Source organism: Haloechinothrix salitolerans (assembly GCF_042662605.1).
In the GTDB taxonomy this organism is placed as follows: Bacteria; Actinomycetota; Actinomycetes; order Mycobacteriales; family Pseudonocardiaceae; genus Haloechinothrix_A; species Haloechinothrix_A salitolerans.
On sequence record NZ_JBHSXX010000001.1, the window covers coordinates 5426945 to 5452122 of the forward strand.

21 protein-coding genes and 2 tRNA genes are annotated in these 25178 nt (G+C 67.2%); 10 read left to right on the top strand and 13 right to left on the bottom strand.

All coding sequences use genetic code 11. The features are described 5' to 3' along the window. Positions 1–20 precede the first annotated feature (20 nt). The 9 genes from fdxA to ACFQGD_RS25840 all read left to right on the top strand — a co-directional run bounded on the left by fdxA (position 21) and on the right by ACFQGD_RS25840 (position 10476). On the top strand, positions 21–341 hold the full coding sequence (fdxA, locus tag ACFQGD_RS25800; RefSeq protein WP_345402375.1) for a ferredoxin: 321 nt from the start codon (positions 21–23) through the stop codon (positions 339–341). Next, a complete protein-coding gene (locus tag ACFQGD_RS25805) occupies positions 338–1348 on the top strand; it encodes an NAD(P)/FAD-dependent oxidoreductase (protein ID WP_345402372.1) in 1011 nt (336 codons plus the stop codon). Before fdxA ends, ACFQGD_RS25805 begins: the two co-directional genes overlap by 4 nt. Before the next feature lie 16 nt (positions 1349–1364). After that, positions 1365–2423 carry a GTP 3',8-cyclase MoaA gene (gene moaA / locus ACFQGD_RS25810; RefSeq protein ID WP_345402370.1) on the top strand — a complete coding sequence of 353 codons (1059 nt, stop codon included), beginning with the start codon at positions 1365–1367 and terminating at the stop codon, positions 2421–2423. 510 nt (positions 2424–2933) lie between these two features. Next, positions 2934–3686, top strand: coding sequence for a hypothetical protein (locus tag ACFQGD_RS25815; protein WP_345402367.1), 753 nt, complete (start codon positions 2934–2936; stop codon positions 3684–3686). Positions 3687–4153: 467 nt separating this feature from the next. After that, a complete protein-coding gene (locus tag ACFQGD_RS25820) occupies positions 4154–5164 on the top strand; it encodes a TerC/Alx family metal homeostasis membrane protein (protein ID WP_345402502.1) in 1011 nt (336 codons plus the stop codon). A gap of 1047 nt (positions 5165–6211) precedes the next feature. Beyond that, entirely contained in the window at positions 6212–7891 is a 1680-nt protein-coding gene (locus ACFQGD_RS25825) for a HEAT repeat domain-containing protein (RefSeq protein ID WP_345402364.1), read from the top strand. A gap of 13 nt (positions 7892–7904) precedes the next feature. After that, a tRNA-Pro gene (locus ACFQGD_RS25830) sits at positions 7905–7976 on the top strand. A 21-nt stretch (positions 7977–7997) separates the two neighbouring features. Then, positions 7998–8069: transfer RNA gene (locus ACFQGD_RS25835), tRNA-Lys, on the top strand. Positions 8070–8094: 25 nt separating this feature from the next. After that, positions 8095–10476 carry a hypothetical protein gene (locus ACFQGD_RS25840; RefSeq protein ID WP_345402361.1) on the top strand — a complete coding sequence of 794 codons (2382 nt, stop codon included), beginning with the start codon at positions 8095–8097 and terminating at the stop codon, positions 10474–10476. Between the two features lie 8 nt (positions 10477–10484). Here the strand turns inward: ACFQGD_RS25840 and ACFQGD_RS25845 are convergent, their stop codons facing one another. From ACFQGD_RS25845 to ACFQGD_RS25905, 13 genes are all read right to left on the bottom strand, one after another. Continuing rightward, positions 10485–10775 carry a hypothetical protein gene (locus ACFQGD_RS25845; protein ID WP_345402358.1) on the bottom strand — a complete coding sequence of 97 codons (291 nt, stop codon included), beginning with the start codon at positions 10773–10775 and terminating at the stop codon, positions 10485–10487. Beyond that, complete coding sequence (locus tag ACFQGD_RS25850; RefSeq protein WP_345402355.1) at positions 10763–11269, bottom strand: AI-2E family transporter; 507 nt, start codon at positions 11267–11269, stop codon at positions 10763–10765. The genes ACFQGD_RS25845 and ACFQGD_RS25850 overlap by 13 nt, the downstream gene beginning before the upstream one ends. A gap of 31 nt (positions 11270–11300) precedes the next feature. After that, positions 11301–12284, bottom strand: coding sequence for a hypothetical protein (locus ACFQGD_RS25855; protein ID WP_345402352.1), 984 nt, complete (start codon positions 12282–12284; stop codon positions 11301–11303). 167 nt (positions 12285–12451) lie between these two features. After that, positions 12452–13759, bottom strand: coding sequence for a D-mannonate dehydratase ManD (gene manD / locus ACFQGD_RS25860; RefSeq protein ID WP_345402349.1), 1308 nt, complete (start codon positions 13757–13759; stop codon positions 12452–12454). 16 nt (positions 13760–13775) lie between these two features. Beyond that, entirely contained in the window at positions 13776–14696 is a 921-nt protein-coding gene (locus ACFQGD_RS25865; protein WP_345402346.1) for a LamG domain-containing protein, read from the bottom strand. Then, the gene (locus ACFQGD_RS25870; protein ID WP_345402343.1) at positions 14693–16018 is read right to left on the bottom strand and encodes a mannitol dehydrogenase family protein; all 1326 of its coding nucleotides are present in this window, start codon (positions 16016–16018) and stop codon (positions 14693–14695) included. The genes ACFQGD_RS25865 and ACFQGD_RS25870 overlap by 4 nt, the downstream gene beginning before the upstream one ends. Then, on the bottom strand, positions 16002–17042 hold the full coding sequence (locus tag ACFQGD_RS25875; RefSeq protein WP_345402340.1) for a dihydrodipicolinate synthase family protein: 1041 nt from the start codon (positions 17040–17042) through the stop codon (positions 16002–16004). Before ACFQGD_RS25875 ends, ACFQGD_RS25870 begins: the two co-directional genes overlap by 17 nt. Beyond that, entirely contained in the window at positions 17042–18085 is a 1044-nt protein-coding gene (locus ACFQGD_RS25880) for an NAD-dependent epimerase/dehydratase family protein (protein ID WP_345402337.1), read from the bottom strand. The genes ACFQGD_RS25875 and ACFQGD_RS25880 overlap by 1 nt, the downstream gene beginning before the upstream one ends. 65 nt (positions 18086–18150) lie before the next feature. Continuing rightward, positions 18151–19152 (bottom strand): LacI family DNA-binding transcriptional regulator, encoded by a 1002-nt coding sequence (locus ACFQGD_RS25885; RefSeq protein ID WP_345402334.1) that lies wholly within the window; start codon positions 19150–19152, stop codon positions 18151–18153. Next, complete coding sequence (locus ACFQGD_RS25890; protein WP_345402331.1) at positions 19149–20396, bottom strand: Gfo/Idh/MocA family protein; 1248 nt, start codon at positions 20394–20396, stop codon at positions 19149–19151. The genes ACFQGD_RS25885 and ACFQGD_RS25890 overlap by 4 nt, the downstream gene beginning before the upstream one ends. Then, positions 20393–21307: a carbohydrate ABC transporter permease gene (locus ACFQGD_RS25895; RefSeq protein ID WP_345402328.1), complete on the bottom strand. Its 915-nt coding sequence runs from the start codon at positions 21305–21307 to the stop codon at positions 20393–20395. The genes ACFQGD_RS25890 and ACFQGD_RS25895 overlap by 4 nt, the downstream gene beginning before the upstream one ends. Beyond that, positions 21304–22152, bottom strand: coding sequence for a carbohydrate ABC transporter permease (locus ACFQGD_RS25900; RefSeq protein WP_345402325.1), 849 nt, complete (start codon positions 22150–22152; stop codon positions 21304–21306). Before ACFQGD_RS25900 ends, ACFQGD_RS25895 begins: the two co-directional genes overlap by 4 nt. 68 nt (positions 22153–22220) lie before the next feature. After that, positions 22221–23516 (bottom strand): ABC transporter substrate-binding protein, encoded by a 1296-nt coding sequence (locus ACFQGD_RS25905; protein WP_345402322.1) that lies wholly within the window; start codon positions 23514–23516, stop codon positions 22221–22223. Positions 23517–23605: 89 nt separating this feature from the next. Here ACFQGD_RS25905 and ACFQGD_RS25910 point away from each other — a divergent pair, with 89 nt between their 5' ends. Further along, positions 23606–25177: a glycoside hydrolase family 3 protein gene (locus ACFQGD_RS25910; RefSeq protein ID WP_345402319.1), complete on the top strand. Its 1572-nt coding sequence runs from the start codon at positions 23606–23608 to the stop codon at positions 25175–25177. Position 25178: the final 1 nt, after the last annotated feature.

Genomic DNA, 25178 nt, shown 5'->3' on the forward strand with positions numbered 1-25178 from the left:
CAATAGAGAGGAGAGCGCCCATGGCCTACGTCGTCACCGACGCATGTATCGACATCCTCGACCAGTCCTGTATGGAGGAGTGTCCGGTCGACTGCATCTATCAGGGCGACCGGATGATGTACATCCACCCCGATGAGTGTGTCGACTGCGGGAAGTGCATGCCCGCATGTCCCAGTGATGCGATCCACTGGGAGCACAAGCTCCCGGCGGACGCGGTGCCGTTCCGAGACGCCGCCGTAGAGTTCTTCGAGGAGCACGAGCAGGCATCCGGAGGGGCCGCTGAGTGCGGGCCCGTGGGCATCGATCATCCCGTCGTGACGCAGGCGGGAGGTCGCGCATGACACTCGATGGCGCCCACGCCACCGAAGAAGTCGCCGAGCTCAAAGTCGACGTCGCCATCGTCGGCGCGGGACCCTGCGGCCTATATGCCACCTACTACGCTGGATTTCGCGGGCTGTCGGTCGCCGTTATCGACGCCCTGGAGGTGCCCGGCGGGCAGATGGCCGCGATGTATCCCGAGAAGCTGGTGTACGACATCGCCGGCTATCCCGCTGTAAAGGCCCAGGACCTGATCGACAATCTTGTGGAGCAGGCCTCCCTGGGCAAGCCGACGTACCTGCTCGGCCACCGTGCTCAGACGCTCGGGAAGACAGCCGACGGAGTGGTGGTCGAGACCGACCTCGGAGCGATCGTCAGCGCCAAGGCCGTAGTGATCGCTGGCGGCATCGGAGGCTTCACCCCACGGCGGCTGCCGGAGGGCGCGCGGTTCGAGGGTCGCGGCCTGCGGTACTTCGTCCCGCGTCTGACCGAACTCGCCGGCCGGGACGTGGTGGTAGTCGGCGGCGGGGACTCCGCGCTCGACTGGGCGCTCAGCCTGGAGCCGCTCGCCCGGAGCGTCACGCTCGTCCATCGGCGGAACCAGTTCCGCGCGCACGAACACAGCGTCACCTTGCTGCGTGATTCCACGGTGCGAACTCTCACTCCGTACGCGGTCTCCGCCATTCACGGCGAAGACCGGATCGCCGAGGTGGAACTTCTCGAGACCCGCACCAACGAACATCTGACGGTCCCCGCCGACGAGGTGGTGGCGGCGTTGGGGTTCCTCGCCAACCTCGGCCCGCTGGCGCACTGGGGCCTGGAGCTGTCCAAACGGCACATCGTAGTGGATCGCACGATGCAGACCAGCGTCGAGCGGGTGTACGCCGTGGGCGACATCGCAGACTATGAAGGCAAAGTCAAGCTCATCGCGGTGGGCTTCGGCGAAGCCGCCCTGGCCGTCAACAACCTTGTCCCCTGGATAGATCCGGAGCTTTCCGTCGTGCCCGGTCACTCCAGTGACGCGATCTGACCTCAAGGGCGAACGTATGACCGCAGTTCATCTCGGCTTACCGAGCACACGATCGGCATCAACCATCGCGGAACGCCCGGACACGCCGTATCTCGTGGACACCTACGGTCGCCGAGCGACCGATCTCAGGGTGTCGCTGACCGACCGGTGCAACCTGCGCTGCCGGTACTGCATGCCCGAGGAAGGCCTGCCGTGGCTGCCGAAGGACGAGGTGCTCAACACGGGTGAGCTGATCCGCCTCATCACCCTCGCCGTGCAGGAGCTGGGCGTCACCGAGGTCCGCTTCACCGGCGGAGAGCCACTTCTCCGGCCCGACCTCGCCACCGTCGTCGCCGCCCTCGCCGCGCTGAAGCAACGACCACGGATGTCGATCACAACCAACGGGCTCAGCTTGCGGCGCAAGGCGGCCGAACTGGCTGAAGCCGGCCTGGACCGCGTGAACGTCTCACTCGACTCGATCCGCCGAGACACCTACCACCGGATGACGCGACGCGACCGGCTTGGTGACGTTCTGGCCGGACTCGGTGCCGCGAGCCGAGCCGGGCTCGCCCCCGTCAAGATCAACGCGGTTCTGCTCCGGGGCATCAACGACGACCAGGCACGCGAGCTGCTGGACTTCTGCCTCGAAAACGGATACCGGCTCCGGTTCATCGAGCAGATGCCGCTCGACGCCGGACGGACCTGGGAGCGGCGGGACATGGTCACCGCGGACGAGATTCTGCACCAGCTGTCCCGTGGCTACACGCTCACCCCGGTCCCGGTTCCCCGCGGGTCCGCCCCGGCGGAGGAATGGCTCGTCGACGGCGGACCGCAGACCATCGGCGTCATCGCCTCGGTGACCCGCCCGTTCTGCGGCAACTGCGACCGCACCAGGCTCACCGCCGACGGCCAGGTGCGCAACTGTCTGTTCGCCCAGGACGAGGCCGACCTGCGCGGACCAATGCGTGCGGGCGCGACCGACACCGAGCTGGCGCACCGGTGGCAGGACGTCATGTGGGCCAAGGCCCCGGGGCATGGCATCGACTCCGCATCGTTCGCCCCACCGGCACGGCCGATGAGCGCGATCGGAGGGTAGTGATGAACGCGGCACCGAGCGCCGTCACAGTCACGATCCGGTACTACGCCGGAGCACGAGCGGCCGCGAGCCTCGAGTGGGAAACGGTGCAGATGCCAGTCGGAAGCAGCGTCAAGACAGTGCTCGACCACGTCAACTTCGCACACAAAGGTCGGTTGACCCAGGTCCTGCCTGCTTGTCACGCTCGCGCCCACGGTCGGTCAACCTCGATCGATCAGCGTGATCGCAGCCGACCGCTACGGACAGCAGCGCGCACGCCAACCGATACGATCGAGCTACAGCTCGACACTCAAGCCAACCCAACGGTATGTCCGTTTTACCCAGAAAACACTGAAGCAAGTGGAGCAGAACTGGCCGTACGTGTAGCACCCAGAAGATCCTGGAGTACCCCGCCACCACCGGCTTGGTAGCGCTGACGACAAAGACGACAAGGCCCGACGCCGCACGACGAAATGCGCAGGCCAGGCTACGGTCCTCCATTGCGCGATCGGGGTGTCGTAGGTTGTAGATGTGGAGCAGGTCCAGTTCATCCTCAATGGAGATCGCTACAAGTTGTCGCGCGCCGAGGTGGAAGCTCGGCTAGCCAGCGTTGAGCCCGAATCGATCCGTGAGCATGCAGTCCTGGTCAACCACACGTGGTTTCCGGTCAAGCAGGCATTCGAGGTAGCAGTGGGCGTCGCGCGGTCGGAGTTCATCTCGCACACCGCACGCCGTCACCTCGCGGCACTTGGGTTCGAAGTACGCGGGGAAATCACCTCTCGCCACGCCGCTCGTGCGGCCGCGCCCAAACGCGAGACGGGGCCGACGCCTGTCGGGTCATCCGTCGTCGACGCGGGAAAAGAGTGGCACACCGAGGCCAACGTCCAGGCGGCCGTCGTCACTGCGTTAGCGGCGGCGGGGTGGACGGTCCGCTCGGTGGCCAACACGGCCACGAAAGAGCGCGGCGTCGATATCATCGCCGAATACGCTGGCGTGATGGTCGGCGTCGAGGTCAAGGGGTTCCCGAGCCGCACGTACGCCGATCCGTCCCGCGCGGGTGAGGCCAAGCCGACAGCCCCGAGCACCCAGGCCGGACACTGGTTCGCCCAGGCGATCCTGGCGGCCATGCGGTTGCGTAGCAGGGAGCCCGACTGGCGCAGCGTCATCGCGCTACCAGACCTTCCGCGCTACCGAAACCTTCACGCCGAGACTGTGGACTCCCTCAGAGCCGCGCGGATCGAGGTGTGGTGGGTACATGCGGACGGCACGGTGGACCTGCCGTGAACGCTTTCCTGCCGCTCGCGACCTACACCCGCGGGCAAACACCGTTGGCCGACCCGCTGACCTGTCCAAGCGCCGTCTAGAGAACTCCTTCGGCCCAGCGAAGTCGCGGAAGCCGGATGAACAACTCCGGGTCGTCGACAACCACGGACCGGTTCGCATGCTGACGCATTAGGCCCACTCTGAGCAAAACTCTCTGATCGCGACGTGTCACGGGTCAGAGGGTTTTCATGCTTTCGACGTCGATTTCCAGTGATCACCATCGAGAGCGTAGGTCCACCGCCGCTCAGCTTGACAGCCGCATTCCGGCCCGTGAGACTCCTCTTAGAGGGGAGTACTTCCCAACGGTTTACCCGGTCAATACGGCCACCCCATGGTGTCCCCGGGCGACCACCCTGACAAGGGTGAAGGAGACCTCCAACGGCGACCGTTCGGAGTTCCCCGTGCCCCTTCATCCCGTGGTTCCTCCCCTGACGGTGGCTGCGCCCGTCGAGTCGGCCGGGTCGTCGTCGATCGGGTCACCCTGGCTGTGGGTTGTCAGCATCGCCGTCATACTCGGCCTCCTCGTGACCGACTTCGCCGTCACCCGCCGCCCCCATGAGGTGTCGATGCGGGAGGCGATTGGCTGGTCGGCGTTCTATCTCACGCTGCCCGTCATGTTCGGGATCTGGCTGTGGATGGCATTCGACCGCGGACCGGCACTGGAGTTCCTCACCGGCTTCGTGGTGGAGAAATCACTGTCGGTGGACAACTTGTTCGTGTTCATGCTGATCCTCGCCGGATTCGCGGTCCCGCCCACCATCCAGCAACGGGTGCTGCTCTACGGCATCGTCGGCGCCCTCGTCCTGCGAGGCATCTTTATCGCGGCAGGCGCGGCACTGCTGCAAGCCGGCACCTGGGCGTTCCTCCTCTTCGGCATGATCCTGCTCGCCTCCGCGGGCAAGATGCTGCACGAGATGCACACCGGGGCAGCCTTCGCGGGCCGGGACGTATCCGAGATGCGCATCGTACGACTGCTCCGCAGACTCATGCCCGTCACCGACGACTACCGAGGCACCCGGCTCACCGTACGGGAGCACGGACGACGCGCCTTCACGCCGCTCGCGGTGGTGGTCGCCGCGGTGTTCGTGACCGACGTGGTGTTCGCCGTGGACTCTGTGCCCGCCGTCTACGGCATCACCGCTGACCCGTACCTGGTATTCGCCACCAACGCCTTCGCGCTGCTCGGCCTGCGCGCGCTCTACTTCGTCGTCCACGCAACACTGGCCAAACTCGTCTACCTCAACCACGGCCTGACGATCATTCTCGCCTTCATCGGCCTGAAACTGGTGCTGCACTGGGCCCACGGAATCTGGCCGACCATCCCGCAGATCCCCACGCCGATCTCCCTCACCGTGATCGTGGGCATCCTCGCCGTGGTCATCGCGGCGAGCCTGCGCACCCGCCGCCGCGCCGAACAACACGCGCTCCAAAAGGACTAACCATGCTCGCAGGCATCCTCATCGACATCGCCCTTACCGCACTCATACTCCTAGCGTTGGTCATCACCTGCGCGGCACTGTGGTCGCCCCGACCGCCACGCCCGCCACGCTGAAATCAGCTGTACTCAGTCGCGCGCGGGCCGGTGTCGAGGGAAGTTGATCGCGTCTACTCGCGCTGTTGTTCGCGAAGTCCGGCGACCGAAGCTGTCGCGTTTTCGCTCTCGAGTACCTCGCTATACGCAAGTTGATCATCTTTACTCCGAGGCTGGAAGAGATGGCCTCAACCATTCCCGCCGACGGACCGCTCTCTGACCGCGACTACGGTGGGGCCCCAATGGACGCGACAGTGACGTACGCGGCCGCATGAAAGTGACTGGCCAGCGCGCCTGCGGGCTGAACTCGAGGGAGCAGTGTCGATAGCCGACACGATCGCGGACCAAGTCTATTTGGCCAGCGGCGCGTTCGACCACAAACAGAAGAATGGACCAGCGGCGGGACCTGGCCACGCCGCATTTGCCAATCTCGCATTCCCAGTTCTCGCGACTTGCGCACGCCTACAGGCCCCGCCATCCGTCCACCATGTCGTCGAGACGATGGCCTTCCTCTCCCCGCTGGACGAGAAGAGGGCACTGCTCGCGATTGCCGAGGCCGTCCCTGGCGAAGGCTCCTACACCCGCGACAGTCTGGCAGCCGACGTAGTCATCTCTACCTCATACGGTTACTTGCCGAGCAGCGACAGCTCGTGCTTTTCGACGACGAGGGTGTCGAAGCTTCCGGCATCTGCTCGCAGCGTTCGCTGCCGCCGGAAACGAGTCCGCACTCTCGCTGGCGTTCACGTTCGCGGACGTCTTTCGCTAGGCCAGGCGAGCGCGCGTCGATCCAGGGTGGGCCAGATTCCGCGCAGAGCGAACGGTGTGCCTCCTCGGCGAGCAGTCGCACCAGACTCGCAACTCTCCGTCAGCGACCGGGCCAGCACGAGTGCCCGGTTGCTCCAGACCTCCGCGAAATCTGGATGCCGTGAGGACTTGCGTGGGTGATGATTGCGCGGTGTTGACCACCATCGAGGCCGATGACCTTCTGCAGCAGTTGCGGGTGGTTGCCACCGCCAACCACCCGCGGCGCCGGGACTGGTGGCGCCGGCGGCTGAGCAGACTGCCTGCGCGAGAGTTGGTCTGGCTCGATGGGCGGGCGCGCGCGGCGACGTGGACCGAGGGCCCGCTCGGTCCGTCGCAGACGTGGTCGGCTGTGGATCTGGAGCACCCGGACGGGCTCGCCGCAGCAGCGGCGAGCCTGCACCCGGACGGCTGGTTGCGGGAACGTGCTGTCGCGGCGATGCGGCGGTCCAGCCGACGGTACGTCGTGGCGTTTCTCGCGCTGCGCACGGTCGATCACGTGCCGAACGTGCGAGATGCCGCACTGTCGGCAGTGCTGCAGCGCACGACGGTAGCTGAGGGCGCAGTATGCCTGCCGGTCCTGCACGCCCTGAGCCGACGTCGCTTTGGGCTCCACGCGCTGCACGCCTACAGCCGCGCACTTTTCGACCGCAATGGTCTGCAGGCCGCGCACGCGCTGTTGGACAGCGCCGACGTCGCCACCCGGCGCGCGGCCTACGCCGCCTGGCTGGAAGAGGGTCAGCCAGCGCACCAGACGATCTGGAAGCGGATTCGGCGCGAGGCCGACCAGATCTCCCGGCAACTGCTCTGCCATGCCTACATCGCCGCCGCACCAGTGGACCTGGTGCGCGAGCGCCTGCTGCATGGCGGCTCGGTGGACGGCCGACTGCTCGCCCTCCGCACGCTGGACGACGCCGACTTCGACGAGACCGATCTCCGCCGGCGCCTGCTGGATCGTTCGTCACGTGTCCGCGACGCCGCCCGGGTCCGTGCCGCCGCCGCGGGCCTGCCGGTAGCACAGACCTACCTGCGTACCTGGCGCGAGGGGCCGCCAGCGATAGAGGCGGCTGCGGTGTTGGACGGGCTGCGCGAGACCGGCCAACATCTCGACCCCGCAGCACTCCAACCGTGCCTGTCGTCCGGCTCGGCCCGGATCCGGCTGGCGGCGCTCCGGCTGCTGCACACAGACCCGGAGCAATGTCGCCTGCTGCTGGGTCTGCTGCACGATTCCAGCCCGAAGGTGACTCGTGCAGCCGCCCACGCCCTGCACCACGTCCCCTCGGTGCGTTACGCCGACCTGGCGGACGCCGCATCGTCCCCTCAGCCGTGGACACGGCAGGCCGCCTGGACGGTCCGCCGCGCGCTCGGCTCCTGGGAGCGGGTGCACAGCAACCTCGAACTGATCACGAGCGCGGACTCCGACCTGGCAAACGCCGCACGTGTGGATATCCTCGCCTGGCTTGACCACGGTGCCGCTCGCACCTGGACCGAGCCGACACAACAGCAACGCGCGGTGATCGCCGCCGCTGTGCAATCCGACATCCTCGACAACGACATCCGCCGTCGACTCGCCTTTCATGCCGGCTTGCCCCAGCCAGCGCTGCGCTGGGTGGACGCAAGCGACGCCCTGGGCACGGAGATCGCGGTCCACGGACAACCTGGGGACATCTTGCTGTATCCGACGAACATCGTCGCCAAGCGATGGGTGGCGCATGAGTACGGTTTCCTGCCCACGCTCGTCGCCGCTGCCCTGGAACGTCTCGGCCAGATCCGCGACGCATCGGAGCGATCACACTCGGACAAACCGTTCGAACTCGGGTGGTGGAGCGCGTAGGGTGGGCGCGGCTCATGGAGTAGCTCAGCGGCAGAGTGCCCGGCTTGGGACCGGGAGGGCGCGGGTTCGAGTCCCGCCTCCATGTCGATCGCGTGGCAACGCGCAGCTTGGAGTAGCTCAGCGGCAGAGCATCCGGCTCTTAACCGGAAGGGCGCGAGTTCGAATCTCGCCTCCAAGTCTCAGGACAGAGTGGGGAGGCCGTGGTGTCGGACGACGAGCAGATTGCGCGCGCGTCACCGGGGTACGCCTTCGGCCAGTTGGAACGTGCCGTGCTGCGCGCCAGTTGGTCCAGCGACCGGGCCTCGCGCGACCGCGCCGAGGCGAAGGTCCGGATGTGGCGGCAGGTGCTGGACGGGATGGCCAGTGGCCGGCTTGATGTCGGCTCCCGGGCGCCCGTGGCCGGGACGCCAGCGTGGGTCACGCTAGAGGTGGCGCACGGCGGCTTCGCCACCGGCCGCTACCTCGCCGAACGGGCACTGACCGGTGACGAGCAGGCCTGGGTGCGGGCCCTGCCGGATTCCGCGCCGGGCCGGACCGATCGGGAGCGGCTCAACCTGTGGTATCTCAGCGACGCGGGCCAGCAGGTGCTACGCGAGACCCTGCGGTCTGGGCGCTACCGCGTTGAGGTTCCCGAGGACGCCGCCCTGCTGGTCGTCACCTGGCTGCTCGAAAACGAGCATGACGCGGCGGCACTGGATCTGGCCCACGAGCTGATGCCGTTCATGGACCGGCTGCGGTTCACCCCCCGGTTCGAAGCCGTTCCGCAGTCGGCGGGAACGCTGGTGCGGCGGGAGCCGGTCGAAGCGGCGCGTCGGCAGCTCCGCGCGAAGCGGGTGCCACCGCAGATCGAGGCGATGCGCCAGACCCTGCGGGTGTGGCACCCGCTCTACGACCGCCTGGTGGCGCTGTGGTGCTCCACCGTCGGTGGTGGTGAGCCGCCCCGCCTGGTACCGGACGGCAACGGCCGCATGACGGTGCGCGGCGGCTGGCCGTGCCAGGTGTGGCCCGAGGACTGGTCCGAGCGGCGCGACGCGTGGCTTACCGACTACCAGGCGGCCTGCCGCGCGCACGCCGGCGAAGCGGAGCCTCGCCATCCGAAGAGCAACTTCGCCCGGCTCCAGCGCGCCCTGCAAGCATGCCCGACCGACAGCCGCGCGCTCACCGCGCGCGAGGTCGGCTGGATCCGCCGCGCACTGGCCAACACGATTGGCAAACACGGAGAGCCCGCGTCCGAGCCACGCACCGCCCTGCGCGCGACCCAGGCTGCCGTCGCGGCGCAGCCGACCCACGCCGCGCTGGCCGAGGCCATGGCGACCCGACTCGACCCGTATCCCGCCGACGGCGGGATCCCGTCGCTAGACCCGATCGTCGCGGACATCCCCTCACACGAGGACGGCGACGCTGCGGTCCACCCGGTACCTGCCCACCTGACTGCGACCGCGGCTCGGGCACTCGAGGCGCCGGTCGAGGACTTGGTGGCGCGCGGCGTGATCCCGTCGGGCGAGGTGCTGGCGACCGTGCTGCCGCAACTCACCGCGCCGCTGATGGCGTCCAGCCTCGACGACCCAACCATGGCGGCCCTCTACGCCCAGACCTACGCAGCATTCCGGCGTCGTCGCAGCCTCCTGCTGCTCAATTTGCAGCACCAGGTCCAGTTCGACGAGCTGCCCTGGATCGGTGCCCTCGCCCCACTCCGTCACGCCACCGAGGCCACCGCCCGCGGTGCGCGCGAGGCGCTGCGGCAGACCGCCGAGCTTGCGGTCGCCGCGTTTCCGCACACGATCCTGCCGAACCCACTGGTGCGGGAGATCGGTGAGCTGGCCTCGCAGGCCCAACTCACCCTGCCGCTGGTCGAGGAGGTCGCCGCGGACATCTTCATGGGCACCTTCACCACCAAGTGGCGCACTGCGGCCGCGATCACCAGCCGCACGCTCGCCGGCACGCTGTATGCGCGCTACTACGACCTACCCGACGCAACGGCGTGGGAGCGCCCGTTCGGGCGGCTCCGTTCCGGCATCGAGCGCCGTTGGGGCAAGCACACCGCCGAGGATTTCGCCGAGCTCTGCCGCGCCCGCGCGGTCGAGGCCGGCGTCGATGATCAAGCCGACTTCGTGGCGCGCAACGGAGCGATCCTCGAGCAAAGCCAAATCCTGACCACCCACAATCTTGCCGTGCTCATCAACGCGCTCGACCTGCAGAACCGGCTCGGCCAGCTTGCCCCCGAACTCGCCGACCGCACCCTCGCCTGGGTCGTGCGGCGCCAAACCCAGCCCGTCCATAACCAGCACGCCGCGCTGCAAATGATCAAGAACGTGGCCTACGCCTGGCGAAACGCGATCTTCTACCTCAGCCTCTGCGACGCCGAAGCACAAGTGGCCGCAGTCGAGGCCCTCCGCAACCGGGTCGCAGGCGCGGGCCTGCACCGGTTCGAGCCGGCTGTGCACGGACTCGCACACATCGTCGGCGGCGGACGGTTCACCAGCACCGGCACGGTCGCGGACACCACCGCGCGACGGCTCCTCGGCTGGTCCGTTGGCCACCACTGGTGCCTCCCCGCGACGCCGCCGGCGCCGCAGCACGCCTGACCGCGCACCTACATCGTCGGAAACCGCTCCACCACAGCGCGGAGGGCGTCGTGATAGCTGCCGAGGAAGCGTTCGGTGCGCAGTCCGGACGCCAGGCATTCCAGCGTCTCGTCGTGAAAGCAGAGCAAGTAGTGCTTCATACGTTCGTGCCATCCACCGCGGTGATAAGGATGCACAGAATTGCGGCGTTCCGACTCGGCGATCCACGCGGAATTGATCACCTCGTGCGCGGTGTACGGGGCGAGGCCCTTACGCCACAGCGGGTGTCCTTCGATGGCTTCGTCGTTCAGCCCGCCCAAGGTAACCTCGTGGACACCGTCAAACCAGATGATCCCGAGCGGCGCGGCCCCCTCGGACGACGGGTTGACAACGGTGACATAGCTGCCATCCCAGGGCAGATCATCGACCCGTCGCGCAGCAGGAACACCAGCGTGAAGATCACCAGCAGTAGCTGGATCAGCGTTTCCCCAACCGTGGCGGCCGTGGTCAACACCCCGGTGGTGATTGCTGCCTGGTTCTCCCGCAGCATCGTGCTGAACTGGGCGAAGTACTCGTCGAGTTGTCGCTCGGTCAGTTGCAGCGGGCCGGTCGTCAGCCAGGCATTGATGTCCGCAAGGCTCTGGAGCAGCTGGTCGACCAACCCGGGTAGGCCGTTGACGAACGCGATAACGACGAACGTGAGCAGCCCGCCAAGCAGTACCAGCGCGCCCACCATCACCTGGGCGATGGCCACGCCGCGCGGCACCTTCCACTTGACAAGGACGTCCACCGCCGGGGCCAGCAACGCTGCCAACAGCTCCCGAAAGTTGATTGGGTACAGCCGGTCAGACCCAGGGGGCGAGCGGGTACCACGGAATCACATCGAAGTAGGTGAGGATCCGGACGTTCCAGTACAGAACCAGGAACACGCCCGCGGTGACCATGGAGACGGTGATGATTTTCGCGGTCCGGGTTGGCTCGGCGGACAGCCAGCGCTGGATGCGGGCGCCGAAGAAGAAGGTCACGCCGACGAACAGCACAGCGAGCACGAAGATGTTGCCGATGGACTGGAGACTGAACGCCACGGCTCCATAGAGCGGATCGCCGCTCTCGGCGGCGTCGCGGAACATCTGCCGGAACAGCGGGAACGGCCGTCCGACTAGGAACGCGCCGATCACCGCGCCCATGAAGATCATCGGGGTGTTCGGCCATCGGCGCGCTGCCGGTCCGAGTGGGTCAGGAAGAACACCGACCGCGGCGAGCCCGACCCACAGCATCACGAGCCCGAGTACACCGAACACCACCATCGCCTGGATGAGCCTGCCGGACATGACACCGGGTTCGCTGGTCGTGTCGAACTGCGGCATGCGCGTCCCGACCAGACCAATAATGGCCCCATACGCCGAGGACACCACGAGCATGCCGACCGAGAGCCACATGATCGGACGCAGCGCCTGTCGGACCCGACGCCGCCGGGACGACTTCTCCCCGAGCAGCGGTGCGACGGCCCCGAAGGCTGCGATGTTGCACGCGGTGAACGTGCCAGCCAGCCCGGAAACAAACGCGAAGGTCACGCCCGCGAGCGCGCCGGTGATCGGGGTGGCCTTGGCGTCGTGGCCAAGCATGGCATTGGCTACGTTGTCCCCGATCACGCTGTCGACGAACTCCGCCGACCACACCACGGTCAGCAGAAACCCGATCAACGCACCGAGTGCCACGACGCTCGCCTTACGCGAGGGGAAATGACCAGTGACGAACCCGGACGCCGTTAGCGCGGGTTCCGGCGAGGACAACGATCTGGACGGTTGGGCGGCTTCATCCTGTGTCATAACGCTCCCCATCGCCTGCACCAGGCGCCGAATAGTCGGACTCGTCTATCTTGAGTCTGGTGGTGAACACGCAAGCAGCACAAGGCTGGCCTTGAGAGCCGTGCGATGTCGCGTAGCTCCTCCTACCGGCCGCGGCAGAAGAAATACAGGTCCTCGGCCCGTTGTGATCACCAGTCGTGCATTGACCCGTCCAGTTGGAGCCGGTTCACGGGCAGGTAGGCCCGCGAGTACGGGTGGGCAGCCGCCACGTCGTCGTCGTAGCTGATACCCAGACCCGGCTCTGCGCCGGGATCGAGCAAACCGTCCACGAAGGAATAGGTCGGCTGAAAAACCTCCACGGTTTCCGTGGAATGCTTCATGTACTCTTGAATGCCGAAGTTCGGGATCGCGATGCCGAGGTGCAGTGCGGCGGCCAGACCGACGGGTGAGACGTCCGTCGGACCGTGGACCCCGGACTTGATCTGATAAATCGCGGCATAGTCGAGGATCCGTCGCAATGCCGTGATCCCGCCCGCGTGAGTCACCGGCGAGCGAACGTAGTCGATCAGTTGCTCCTCGAACAGCTCGCGGTAGTCCCAGATGGTATTGAACACCTCGCCGATGGCCAGCGGCGTGGTGGTGTGCTCCCGAACTCGCCGCAGCACACTCGTGTTCTCCGCCGGAGTCACGTCCTCGAGCCAGAACAGATCATAGGGCTCAAGTTCCTTACCCAGCCGGGCAGCCTGGATGGGTGTCAGCCGGTGGTGTGCGTCATGCAGCAGTGGAAGTTCCGGTCCGAACTCGGCCCGGACGGCGTCAAATACCTTGGGAGCGTGCCGCAGGTACGCGCGCGTGTCCCATGATTCTTCCACGGGCGCGCTCGACCGGCGGGCGGGCTCGTGGTCGTAACGGGACGTCGTCCCGTGCCGTCCCACGTGCGCGTTCGAGCTGGATGCGACCCCGTATACCGATTCGAGCCCGGGAACGCCCGTTTGGATCCGGATCGCGCGGTAGCCCTCGTCGAGGTGCGCCCGGACCGAATCGAGGAGTTCGTCGAGGTCGTTGCCGCTGGCGTGCCCGTAGGCGAGGCATCCCCGGCGGCTCCGCCCCCCGAGCAGCTGGTACAAGGGCATGCCAGCCATCTTGGCTTTGATGTCCCACAACGCGGTGTCGACAGCTGCGATGGCTGCCATGGTGATCGGACCGCGCCGCCAGTAGGCACCTCGGTAGAGGTACTGCCACGTGTCCTCCACGGCGTGTGCATCGCGACCGACAAGCAGCGGTGCCACGTAATCGCGTAGATAGGAGGCGACTGCCAGCTCGCGTCCGTTGACGGTCGCATCGCCCAATCCGATGACTCCATCGCGAGTCCGCAGGCGCAGGGTGACGAAGTTGCGGCCGGGCGAGGTGACGAGAACCTCGGCCGAGTCGATCCGCGTGGACGCGATATCGGATTGCTCGGTCTCGGCCCGCTTCGGGGGGTGTGTGGCCGTCATGAGGTGACCTCCTGACTCAGCGGCGGGAGCAGGGACCGTGACCCGGCCGCCAAGGCCAGGGCCTCGGGCCGGGCTCGCTCGAGCTGTTCATGGCCTCGGTGTGCGCGGCGATTCGATCCGCTGTCAGCTCGTGGTCGTACACCGCGACCTTGCCGATCGCGCCGTCGAACCACGATCCGAAGTCCCTCGTGCCGACGCGGAAGGGTGCCGAGCCGTTCTCGGGTGTGATGACATTGCCACGGATCTCCATCTGATCCTGGTCGCGCAGGACGCCGTCACGGTAGATCTTGGTGTATCCGTAGGGGTACTCAGCACTGGTGGCATCCACGTTGATGACGAGTACATAGTGGATCCAATCGCCGACGGCTATCGGGTCCTGGAAGTAGGAGCCGGCACCAAGCCCGCCGTCGAGGTTGAAGGAGTAGCCGGAGACACGGTTCGGACGATTCTCGGTGTTGGTCTTTGAGTACATCCGGCTGGCGTACTCGTGCTGGTTCGGCTCGCCCTTCCCCATCCAGTGGACGTATCCCGAACTCTGGTCGTTGGGAAACTCCAATGTGTCGGGCCGGAACCACGCTTCGAGCGTGAACTGGCCGGTGGTGGCCGGGCTGAGCGCGTCGTCGTCGCCGACCTCGAGATACCCCGTCGCGCCGTCGAAGTCCACCGCACGCTCCCCATTGGGTAGCCGGGCCGTGGTCCGCCGCCCGGCGTACGTACCGGATAGCCCGTTGCCGCTGGCGTCGTGTTCGCATCTGGTACCCGTACGGTTCATGCGCCAATAGGCGACGGGACCGTCGGCGAGCACCGCGGCGTCGTAGCTGGAGTGCTCACCGTGTGCGGCGGCAGGCGCCGCGGCTCCGAGCAGGCCCGCGACGAGCGCGACGGCGGTACCAAGTGCCAGGGCGGGTCGCGTCGTGCGGCGAGGGACGATACTCATCGGATTCCTCCTTCGGTTGACTTGCTCGGTGACCGATGGTCACCGAGCTGGACAAGATCTGTGACCGCCCGTTGGAGCGCCCGCCGCAACGGTCGGTTCGTGCCCCACCCGGGCGCGAGCCGGTCGAGCGCGGCGCAGGCCCGCGGGCTGTCCGCCGCGATCTCGCTGGCGGAGAGCCAGGCCGCGACGACGCGCAGAGCGGGGTGCGGGTCGCCGCCGCCCGCTCGGAGCTCGGTAACGAGCGGGACGATACGCTCGCGCAGCTTGGTCTCGGCGTCCGTGGCGATCTGGGTGAGCGAGTGCCGGATTCGGGTGTTGGTGAACCTGGCGCGCAACCGATGCTGGTAGGGACCGGCCTCGGGTAGCCCTTTGGCCGCCGTGCTCCAATAGTCCTCGACGAAGCGGACGAGGACCGGGTCGGACATGGCACCGGCGACGGTGTGGTGACCACGCTTCTGCCCCGCGAGCGCCAGCAGGAGATGGGCGCCGTTGAGCAACCGCAGCTTGCGCCGTTCGAAAGGACGGATGTCGTCGACGACAACCGCGCCCGCCCGTTCCCACTCAGGACGGCCACTGGGGAACTCACCCGCGAGAACCCACTCGGCGAAGGGCTCGGTAACGACCGGGGCACGGTCATGGTGCCCGGTCGCCGCGGCCACCAGCCGGATGTCGTCCTCTGTGGTAGCCGGCGTGATCCGGTCCGCGACCGTGTCGACGAAGGATGCGTTATCCGCCAGCCATGCCGTCAGGTCCCAGTCGACCGCGCACGCGAGTTCGCGCAGTACGGCTCCCATGCGGGCGCCGTTGGCTCGGACGTTGTCACAAGAGACGATGGCGAGCGGGCCACCTCCGGCTTCGCGCCGTGCCGCGAGCGCTTTGAGCAGGCGACCCGGTGCCGTGCGAGGGTGGTCGCCGTTGCGCAACGCCATTATCTCCTGCTGCAGCATCGGGTTGGCTGACCCGATACCGCTGTCCGGGCCGAGTAGATACCCCGCTTCGGTGATCGTCAGCGTGACCACCTTGACGGCGGGGCTGGCCACGAGCTGATCGAGCTCAGTCTGCCGGTCAGCACCGTAGGCGGCCACGAGCGCGGTCATCGGATGAAACGCATCGCCGTCCGGCCCCCGCTCGACGAGCGTGTAGCGACAGTCCTGTGCCCCGAGGACCCGCGCCAGGCGGGCCGAACGTCCCGGAAACGCGGCGATACGCCACGACGGGTCGCCGCGCTGGGTGAACCACACCTGATGAGCCCGATGGAACGCACCGAGGCCGAGATGCACGATGCGCGGCGCGGGCCGGGTGGGCTCAACGTAGCCAGTCATCGCGGCGCTCCTCGATGAAGGCCTCATCTAGGAGGTCTGGAAAACGCGCCCTTGCGCCGGCGATCAGCTCCGCCTGACCGCCGGAGAGACCTTCGGTCGCCGACAGGCAGACGGACGAGGCGAGCAGCCCCTGCTGCCGGAGCACCTCATTCACGCCCGCGACGCAGCCCGCGAACAGGTTAGCGACGTCGAAAACCGCCGCGTTGATCTCCACGAGGTCGGCGCCCGCGGACAGCAGCTCCGTGCCGACCGAGCCGCACTGGCACGCCTCGGCCGCCCGCCTGCGCAGCTCGACCGCGGCCAGGGTACCGACCGACCACTGGCCCAGCAGGCCGCCGCGAACGCGAACGATCCGCTCCTGACCGCCGACCATCGTGGTGTACGGCGTGACCAGGTCGGCGATGATCGCGTCGTCGTTGCCGGTAAGCACAGCGACCTTGTCCCACCTGTCGTGCTCGGCGAGCGCGCGAACGATGTCGTTGGTCTGGTACCGGTTGAAGGGAGCTGCCTTGACGGCGACGACCGACTCGAGACCGAACAACCGATTCCAGTACGACCGCGGTAGTGGCGCGCCACCGATGACTTCCTGCAAGGCGAAGCCGATGGTGGGCAGGACCTCGCCCACGGCCCGGGCACGTTCCAGCTGAGCGTGTGGTCCGGAGTCCTCCATGCCGTATGGACACAGTAGGACCGCGTGGTAGCCGGCGTCGGCAGCCTGCCTGGCTTCGCGGACGGCCTGGCCGGTGTCGCCGATGACGCCCGCGATCAGCAAAGGTTGGTTACTCGCCTCGGCGGCCGTGCGCCCGGCCAGCGCGAGGACCTCGGCGAACAGACCAGGGTCGTCGTGGAGGGCGAACTGCGTGGTGTGGACGCCCACCGCAAGACCGTCGGCTCCGGCGGCAAGGTAGTACCGGGTGAGGGCTCGCTGGGCCGTCGCGTCGAACGCCCCATTCGCTGTCAGCGCGAGCGGGTGGGCTGGGATGGCGACACCGGCGAGGAGGCGTTCCTTGACCGACGCTGCCATCAGTAGCGCCCCTGCCGTTGCTCGAATTTCGTCGCCTTTCCCAGACGCCGTCCGCCGCGGGCGGTCCATTGACCGGTCCACGCGATGAGGGTTCGTGCGGCGAGGGTGGGATAGCCGAACCGCGCGAAGCAGTCGCCGGAGTCGTTGAGCAACGCGTCAGGAGCCTCGGTGCCGGTGAACTCGACCTCGCGGCCCATGGCCTCGGCGAGCAGCAGGGCGATCCGCCGCACCGGGAGTGTCTCCGGGCCGGTGGCGTTGAGGACCGGCGCATCAGAGTCGGCGAGCGTCACGCTGCGGAGGGCCCAGGCACTGACATCCCGCTGCCAGACGATGTTGACCGCGGGCATGGTGACATCGACCGGGCGGTCCTCAGCGATACGGGCAGCGATATCGGCGAGGACGCCGTAGCGCAGCTCGCACGCGTAATTGAGGCGGAACATGACCGTGGGTGTGCCCCAGCGCCCGGATGCCCCTGCGAACACCCGCTCGCGAGCCAGACACGACTGCGCGTACTCGCCGCGCGGGTCTGGAGTGTCCCGCTCGGTGCACCCTCCGTGGCTGACCGGTGTGAACGGGTAGACGTTGCCACTTGAGTACACGACGGTCGGGACATCGCGGTAGCGCTCGGCCACCATCGCAGGCACCGCGGCGTTGGTCCACCACATCCGTGGCTCGGCGCCAGTGGTGCCGAACTTCATCCCGGCGAGGACGTAGAGTCCCGCGGCATCGGGAAGCGAGCGCAGGACCGATGGGTCGCCGATATCGGCGACATGGGTACGCACACCCTGGCACTCGAGGTACTCGCGCACAGCCGGTTCCGACCACCTGGACACCGCGTGGACCTCGGCCGTCGAGTCGAAAGAATCGAGTGCTCGGCGGGCCATGGCCGCCATGGTGGGGCCGATCTTGCCTCCTGCTCCGAGCAGCACTATGTCGCCGCCGAGGCTGGCGATGTCAGAGCCGACGCCATCGAGGGGCGTCGACAAGAGCTCGTCCAGCTCGGTCTCGTCCGAGGGCGGTGGGGGATGGGGCGCTTGCCTCATGCCGGTCCTTCCGTTCAAACGTTTGCATCTTAGGGTGGGCTGTCGGGCACGACATCAGGGCCGGGTTACTCGCGCCGGGGCTCGGCAACGCTGGCGCGCCAGACGACCTCGGTACCGACACCCAGGTGCTCAGGTTCGGTACCGGCATCCGGATCGGACTCGGCGAGCAGCCGATCGACGGCCAGCTGCGCTACCCGCGCGCTGCGGCCCTCGATCGTCGTCAGTCCCGGCTGGACCAGTCCGGCCAGGACGTTGTCGTGCCCGACGACGCTCACGTCGTGTGGCACGGAAAGGTTGAGCTGCCGGAAGCCCTCGATGAGCCCGGCGGCGAGCACGTCATCGAAAGCGACGACCGCGGACGCGCCCTGCTCGGACACTTCGCGTGCGGCCTTCACCCCGTCCTCGTGCCGCGCCGAGGTCGCGCCGAGTTTGACGACGCTCGCGCCGCGCTTACGCACACGGTCGGCGACGGTTCGCGTGCGGACCTTGTTGGCCCATGAGCTGGTCGGGCCCGGTAGGTAAGCGATCTTCTCGTGGCCGAGATCGCACAGCCGGTCGACCAGCTCCCCGATCGAGCTGGTCGAGTCCGTGTAGACACAGGTGAGTCCGTCGACCGGGCGGTTGACCAGCACTACGGGAACCATCTCCGCGATCTCCCGAATATGGGAGACGCTCATGCGCGGCGCGCACAGCAGGATCCCTCGGGTCTGACGTGCGAACTGCTCGCACATGCTGCGCTCGACCTCGGTGGCGTCATCGGTGTCCGCGACAAAGACGCCGATGCCACGCCGGCGGGAACTGGACTGAGCCGCCTTCAGCAGCGTTGTCATGTAGGGGTTGCTGATGTCGGGAACCACCACGCCTAGGTAGGGAGCGTCCCCCATGATCAGAGCGCGGGCCATGGGATTCGGCGTGAAACGCAGCCGCATGGCAACCTCACGGACGTTCCGTACCGTTTCGGGCGACAGACGTTCTGGATTGGAGAAGACGCGGGACACCGTGGAGATCGACACGCCGGCCTCGGCGGCCACGTCGGCGAGCTTGGTTCTGCTGGGGCGCCGGTTCATGACACACCACCATGCCCGGTTCGGGCGCTCAAGGCAGACGGGGCCGTGGCTAGCTCCGGGTGAGCCAACCCCCGGTACCCGGTGGTTCCCACGCGCCGGGTAGCACCTCCCCACGCCGGATCGGCCTCGGAGAGCAGAGTGCCGCGACGGACGCAGGCTGCCACCAGTCGTCCAAGGCCGGCGACCTCGGTAACCGGCTGCCCGTTCCGGGTGGAAAATCGAGCCGCGACCGGCGCTTCGACAGGGGTTCCTGCCGCTTGAACGGCCGCGTTCGTGGTGAGAACGAAGTGCCGCGTCGACTCCAGCGACAGCATCGGGTCGGCCTCGCCGTCCGGGTCGGTGACGGTGGCGTCCAGCGCACCCGGCGTGGACGCGACGGGCGTCACCGGAACCCGGATGCCATGCCGGAACGCGACGGTTCGCCGCCCTCCGTTGGCGACGTGAATAGCGCCGGAACCGGTGTGCACCGTGACGCCCGGAGGTACGACGACGTCCGTTGCGGTGGTGCCGACGGCCAGTACTTGAGGACCTCGCCGAGCCGTGATGCGAATCGCCGAGGTGTCGTCGCCGCGCAGACGACGGGCGCGGAAGCACTCGGCCTCCACCATCACCGGGAACCAGTTCCGCTCGCTCCGGCCCGCGAAGAGCAGGGCGGCCTGGACGACGTGCGCCAATGGGTTGAACAGCGGACCGTCGAGGACCGCGCGCCCGTCCAGGAACCATTCGCCCGCCCACCTGCCGCGGCGGTAGTAGGCATCGGGACGGGACAGTGCTCCGTGAGCGACGATACGCTTGATCTCCTCACGGCCGGTCGCGACCCACGCCCGCTCGAGTGCCTCGACGGTCGCCCTCGATTCCTGGAACCCCACCTCCACGCGCCTGCGCGCCGGAAGGTCGGCGAGGGCATCGAGGTCCTGCAGGAGCGTCACCGGGGGTTTCTCGAGGTAGACCGCGGCGCCCGCCAGAATGGCCCTGCTGGCGAGGTCGAAATGCTCGTGCGGCGGTGTGGCGATCACCACCGAGTCCACCGGTGCCGCCGACAGGGCGTCGCCGAGATGTGAGTGCCAGGTGGGTGAGCAGACATAGGAGGATACTAGCTGTTTCGCGGTGTCGTTGACCGCGATGTCAACCAGCCCGACAAGCTCCACCGCGCGGTGGCGATGCAGCTCGAGCAGACTCCGTAGGTGCCGCAGCCCGTAACCGCCGGTACCGACAAGCACCGTCGCGGGTCGTTGCGTGGTCATCCTTTGAGCGCACCTCCCGCCAGTCCCGAGAAGACGTGACGCTGGGTGAACATGTAGACCAGCAAGGGGGGCAAGATCACCACGAGCGCCGCCGCCGAGATGACCCGCTGATCCGCGGAGAAGGCCCCGGAGAGGTACTGGACGCCCACGCTGACCGGATACTTGTCCGGATCGCTGAGGATCACAAGCGGCCAGAGAAACTGGTCCCAGGAGTCGAGGAAGCCCAGCACCGTGACGACCGCGAGTGAACCCTTGACGTTGGGGAGCATGACTCGCAGGAACATCCGGAAAGGTCCAGCTCCGTCGACCGTCGCGGCTTCCTCGAGCTCGGTGGGAATGCCCCGGAAAGCCTGCCGCATCACGAAGATGGCGGTTATCGCCACCCCCTGCGGGAGAACGACGCCCAGGAGGGTGTCCTGGAGGCCGAGATTGCGCGTGACCAAGAGGGTGGACACCAGGATGACCTCGAACGGCAAGGTAGCCGTCGCGAGCAGAACGGCCATGTAGACAGCCCGGCCACGGAAGGGAATCCGGGCCAGCGCGTATCCCGTTATGGTGGCGATCACCAGGTTCACCGCGACACCGGTCGCGGCGATCGCGGTGGAGTTCAATAGGTACTGCCCCAGCGGTATTTCCGTGAACGCCGTCACGAAGTTGCGCAGGGTCGGGTCGCTGGGCACCAGGCTGCCCAGAAACCCGCTCGTGCTCTCGCCCGCACCCTTGAGGGCGGTGCTCAACTGCCACAGGAGCGGTCCCAGCACGACAGCCGCGGCGATGGTCATGAGTGTCCATCTGAGGATCGCCTCGCCACGGGAACAGCTCTGCCCCGTATCTATTCGGTGCGGGCTCCGCCGCTGCTCCGGCTTCGCCTGCTCGGTGTTCCTGGCTTCCCTGGTCGGGGTACCGCTCACGCCCGCCTCCTCTTGGTCAGCATCCAACTCACGGCCGCGATGGCGAGCACGAAGACGAACAGTACGAGGCTGATCGCCGACGCGTACCCGGCCTGTGTGCCGGGCGAGACACCTTTCTGGAACAGGTACAGCACAATGGTCTCGGTCGACGTGCCTGGACCACCGCCGGTTATGATGTAGGGCTCGGCGAACACACGGAGGACCGCGATCGAGACAAGGACGGCGACCAGGATCGTCGTACCGCGGATCTGTGGCAGCGTGACGTTCCAGGTGCGCCGCAACCAGCCCGCGCCATCGAGCGAAGCGGCCTCGTCAAGCTCTGTCGACACGTTCTGCAGCGCGGCGAGAGTGATGAGGGTGGACAGCGCGCAGCCCTTCCAAATCGTGACGAGCATGAGGCTCAGCAGGGCGAGGTCCGAGCTGCTCAGGAAAGGAATCGGCTCCGTGATCAAGTGCAGTCCGGCAAGGACCTGGTTGATCAGACCGTCGGATTCAAGGACGAACTGGAACATCACGGCGATCGTGGCCAGCGGCATCACCATCGGGGAGAACAGCAACAGACGGACCACCGACGAACCACGTAGCGAGGTGTTGACCAGAAGCGCGAGGGATGTGGAGAGAGCCACGATCACCGGCACAGTGAACGCCATGTAGATGAAAGTCCGCCCCACCGCCGCCCAGAACTCGTTGTCGCCGGCGAGATCCGTGAAGTTCCGCAACCCGACGAAGGTACCGCCACCGACGGTGCTCGCGTCGGTGAACGCGAGCACGAAGGTGTTGACCAGCGGGGTGAAAAGAAACGTCCCCTGAAGGATCAGGACCGGGCCCACGAATACCAGGGGCACGTACCATTTGTGGCGCTTCAGCGCGGCGTCGGAGCGCGGCCTGGGTGGCGATCGCCGGAGCAATGTCCTCACCGTGCCTCGAGGATCGCGGTCAGTTTCATCTCGGCGTTGGCGAGGGCTCGTTCCGGGTCCACCTCTCCCAGGATCGCGGGCTGAACGCCGGACCAGAGCGCGGCCGTGAACTCGGAGTCAACCGAGGCAGACTTCGCGATCGTGTTTCCCTCCATCAGACTGGCGGCCGCGATCGAGCGCGCCTCGGTCACCAGATCGGCAGGCTTCGCCTGGAAGAACGGGTCGTCGAGCGAGGCGGTGGTGCTGGGGAACACGCTCGATCGCTTGGCGAGCGCCAGCTGGTTCGCCGAGGAGGTGAGGAACTTGGCGAACGCGACGGCCGTCGCGGGGTTCTTCGACGCCTTCGGCACCGCGACGCCGTGGGTCACCAGCCAGGTGCCCTTACCGGTGACGCCGAGCGGTCTACCGAGGCCAATCTGCTGGTAGATGGCCGGAGCGTTCTCCTCGATGATCTTCAAACGCGAGCCGCCGGTCTCCAGATAGGCGGTGCCGCCCTCCTGGAAGGTCTCGATCTCGCTTCGCTGCTGGGCGGAGACGGTGTCGGCCGGGATGCCGCCCGATTCCTGGAGTTCCGCGAGAGACTTGACGAACGCCACCGCCGCGGGAGTGTTGACCACCGCTCGAGTGTCGTCGTCGTTGACGAGCGGTACGCCGAGACTCAGCAGGTAGTTGGGGAATCCGATCTCGGTTGGTTGGAAGCCTGCCTTGCCCGTTTCCCTGGCGACCTTGGCCGACACGTCGACGAGCTCCACGTAGCTGGCCGGATCCGGCTCCTCGGCGAGTCCCGCCTCAGCGAGAATGTCCTCGTTCTTCATCAACACCGGAGTATTGAGGTACCACGGGAGCGCGGCCGACGTGCCGCCGAAGCTCAACGAATCCCACGCGGTGTCGACGAAGTCGGTCTTGACGTCGGCCGCGGCCCTGTCCATGTCGACGACCAATCCCTTGCGTGCCAGCGGAGCCAGGGTGCCGGTATCGAGATCAAGCACATCAGGCAAGGAGTTCGCCGCGGCATCCGCGTTGGTCTTGCGCGCCGCGGAGTCGCTGGGAATGTCGGTCCACTCGACCGTGGTCCCCGGGTGCCTCCGCTCGAACTCGGTGATGACACCGTTGATGTAGTCGTCGAACACGGGAGACAGCTGCAGGGTTTGAAAGGTGATGGTGCCCCCTACCTCGCCCGAGGTGTCAACATCTTCACCGGACGGCGGACTTCCACCGGTGAGTCCACAACCGGTGAGCACGAGAGCGCTCGCCGCGGCGAGTAGTCCGCCAATGGCTTTCCTGCGGGCCATGGTTCCTCCTTGACGGCATTTCCTCGGGCGTTTACTCGTTGGTATTCAATCGTTTGCAGCTGTGTGCAAACGTTTGATAAACTATAATGATGCGATCGTCGGAGAGTCAAGGATTGAATGGAAAGCTGGCTGAGAGCGCTTCTCGCGGGTGGGTCGATCGGCAGCTCGGGGCACTCACGCCAAGGCAGAAGCTCGCCCAGCGACTGGTCGCCCTACCGGGTATCACCAACGACGGGCGCCCCGATCAGGCGACGCGGGCGGCCCTCGCGGCCGGTCTCGGTGTGCTGCACGGCCTGACCGGTGTCAGCGTGTCCGGCGCCGCTCGATACCACGTCGAGGTGGCCGAGACCGGCGCGGAGAGAGCACTTCCGCCGACTCTCGTGGCGGCGAACCTCGAGTCGGGTATCGGCTATACCCTCGGCGATGGCGGCACGCACTTTCCCTATCCGCGCGGGATCGGGCACAGCGATGACGCCGACCTGGCTCGGCGCCTGGCCGAGGACGCTGGACGTGAGGCCCGGCTGGTCGGGTTCCACTGGACTTTCAGCCCGTGCATCGACGTGTTGACAGAGCGGGACGACCCGATTCTCGGCGTGCGAGCCTTCGGTGTTGACCCACGGCGTACAGGCGTCCTGGGTGCGGCACAGGTACGCGGATACCAGGACGGTGGGCTGCTGGCCACCGCGAAGCACTTTCCCGGCCACGGAGACAGTCCAACGGATACCCACGCCGCGCTGGCCACGTTGCCACGACGACCCGAGGCACATGAGCGCGTGCACATGCCACCCTTCGAGGAGGCGGTGGCGGCGGGTGTGGCGTCGGTCATGGTGGCGCATGTTGCGTTGCCTGGCCTTGGCGTGGACGGTCCGGCCAGCCTGTCGCCGGTGGTGAACCGCACCTGGTTGCGCGGCGAGTTGGCCTATGAGGGTGTCATCGTGACGGATTCGCTACGCATGGGTGCCATCGCGCGTTCGGTGGGAACCGCCGACGCCGCGGTCGCCGCGCTCGCCGCGGGTGCCGACGTCGCGAACGTCAAGTGCTCTGCCGATGAGATTCCGGCGGTTCTGGATGCCCTGGAGGAGGCGCTGTGGGCGGGCGTGCTGGATCACGAGGAGCTCGACCGGTCCGTCGAACGACTGTTGCGGGCCAGAGCGCGGCTCGGCCTGCACAGGGGGCACGGCATCGATCTTGAGCGCTGCGCCGAACTCGACGCGGGAGAGCCGTGGCGACAGGAGGGGCTGGCGCGCACGGTGAGCACGTGGTCGCGGCCGCACCTGCCGGGCCCCGCTGTCGTCGTCGGCGATAGTTCGCTCGCGCGGCTCGTCGCTGAAAGGCTGTCGTCGCGCGGGAAACAGGTGCTGTACGAGCCTGCCCCGGTGGACACCGGGTCGTTGTCCTCGGTCGCACGGAAGCATCCTGACGCGACGATCGTTGCGGTGACCTGCCCGTTGCCCGCCGAAGGAGGCCGCGATTCAGCGGCGTTCGCTTGCACGGTCCACTCGCTGCGAGCCGAGGGACGTCCCGTCGTCGCGGTGGTTAACTCGGCGGTCCCCGCCGCGGAATTACGAGTCGGCGGTCCGGCTGTCAGCGTGCCAGCGGTCGACGCCTTCGGCGTAGTCTCGCGGGCCTCCGTGGCCGCGGTCGTCGAGGCCCTTCGATGAG

Coding starts and splice junctions, on each gene's coding strand:
- moaA (WP_345402370.1), top strand. CDS start 1,365: ATGACCGCAGTTCATCTCGGCTTACCGAGCACACGATCGGCATCAACC.
- ACFQGD_RS25890 (WP_345402331.1), bottom strand. CDS start 20,396: ATGACCACGCAACGACCCGCGACGGTGCTTGTCGGTACCGGCGGTTAC.
- ACFQGD_RS25880 (WP_345402337.1), bottom strand. CDS start 18,085: ATGAGGCAAGCGCCCCATCCCCCACCGCCCTCGGACGAGACCGAGCTG.
- fdxA (WP_345402375.1), top strand. CDS start 21: ATGGCCTACGTCGTCACCGACGCATGTATCGACATCCTCGACCAGTCC.
- manD (WP_345402349.1), bottom strand. CDS start 13,759: ATGACGGCCACACACCCCCCGAAGCGGGCCGAGACCGAGCAATCCGAT.
- ACFQGD_RS25905 (WP_345402322.1), bottom strand. CDS start 23,516: ATGGCCCGCAGGAAAGCCATTGGCGGACTACTCGCCGCGGCGAGCGCT.
- ACFQGD_RS25855 (WP_345402352.1), bottom strand. CDS start 12,284: ATGACACAGGATGAAGCCGCCCAACCGTCCAGATCGTTGTCCTCGCCG.
- ACFQGD_RS25805 (WP_345402372.1), top strand. CDS start 338: ATGACACTCGATGGCGCCCACGCCACCGAAGAAGTCGCCGAGCTCAAA.
- ACFQGD_RS25910 (WP_345402319.1), top strand. CDS start 23,606: ATGCGATCGTCGGAGAGTCAAGGATTGAATGGAAAGCTGGCTGAGAGC.
- ACFQGD_RS25875 (WP_345402340.1), bottom strand. CDS start 17,042: ATGGCAGCGTCGGTCAAGGAACGCCTCCTCGCCGGTGTCGCCATCCCA.
- ACFQGD_RS25865 (WP_345402346.1), bottom strand. CDS start 14,696: ATGAGTATCGTCCCTCGCCGCACGACGCGACCCGCCCTGGCACTTGGT.
- ACFQGD_RS25885 (WP_345402334.1), bottom strand. CDS start 19,152: ATGAACCGGCGCCCCAGCAGAACCAAGCTCGCCGACGTGGCCGCCGAG.
- ACFQGD_RS25870 (WP_345402343.1), bottom strand. CDS start 16,018: ATGACTGGCTACGTTGAGCCCACCCGGCCCGCGCCGCGCATCGTGCAT.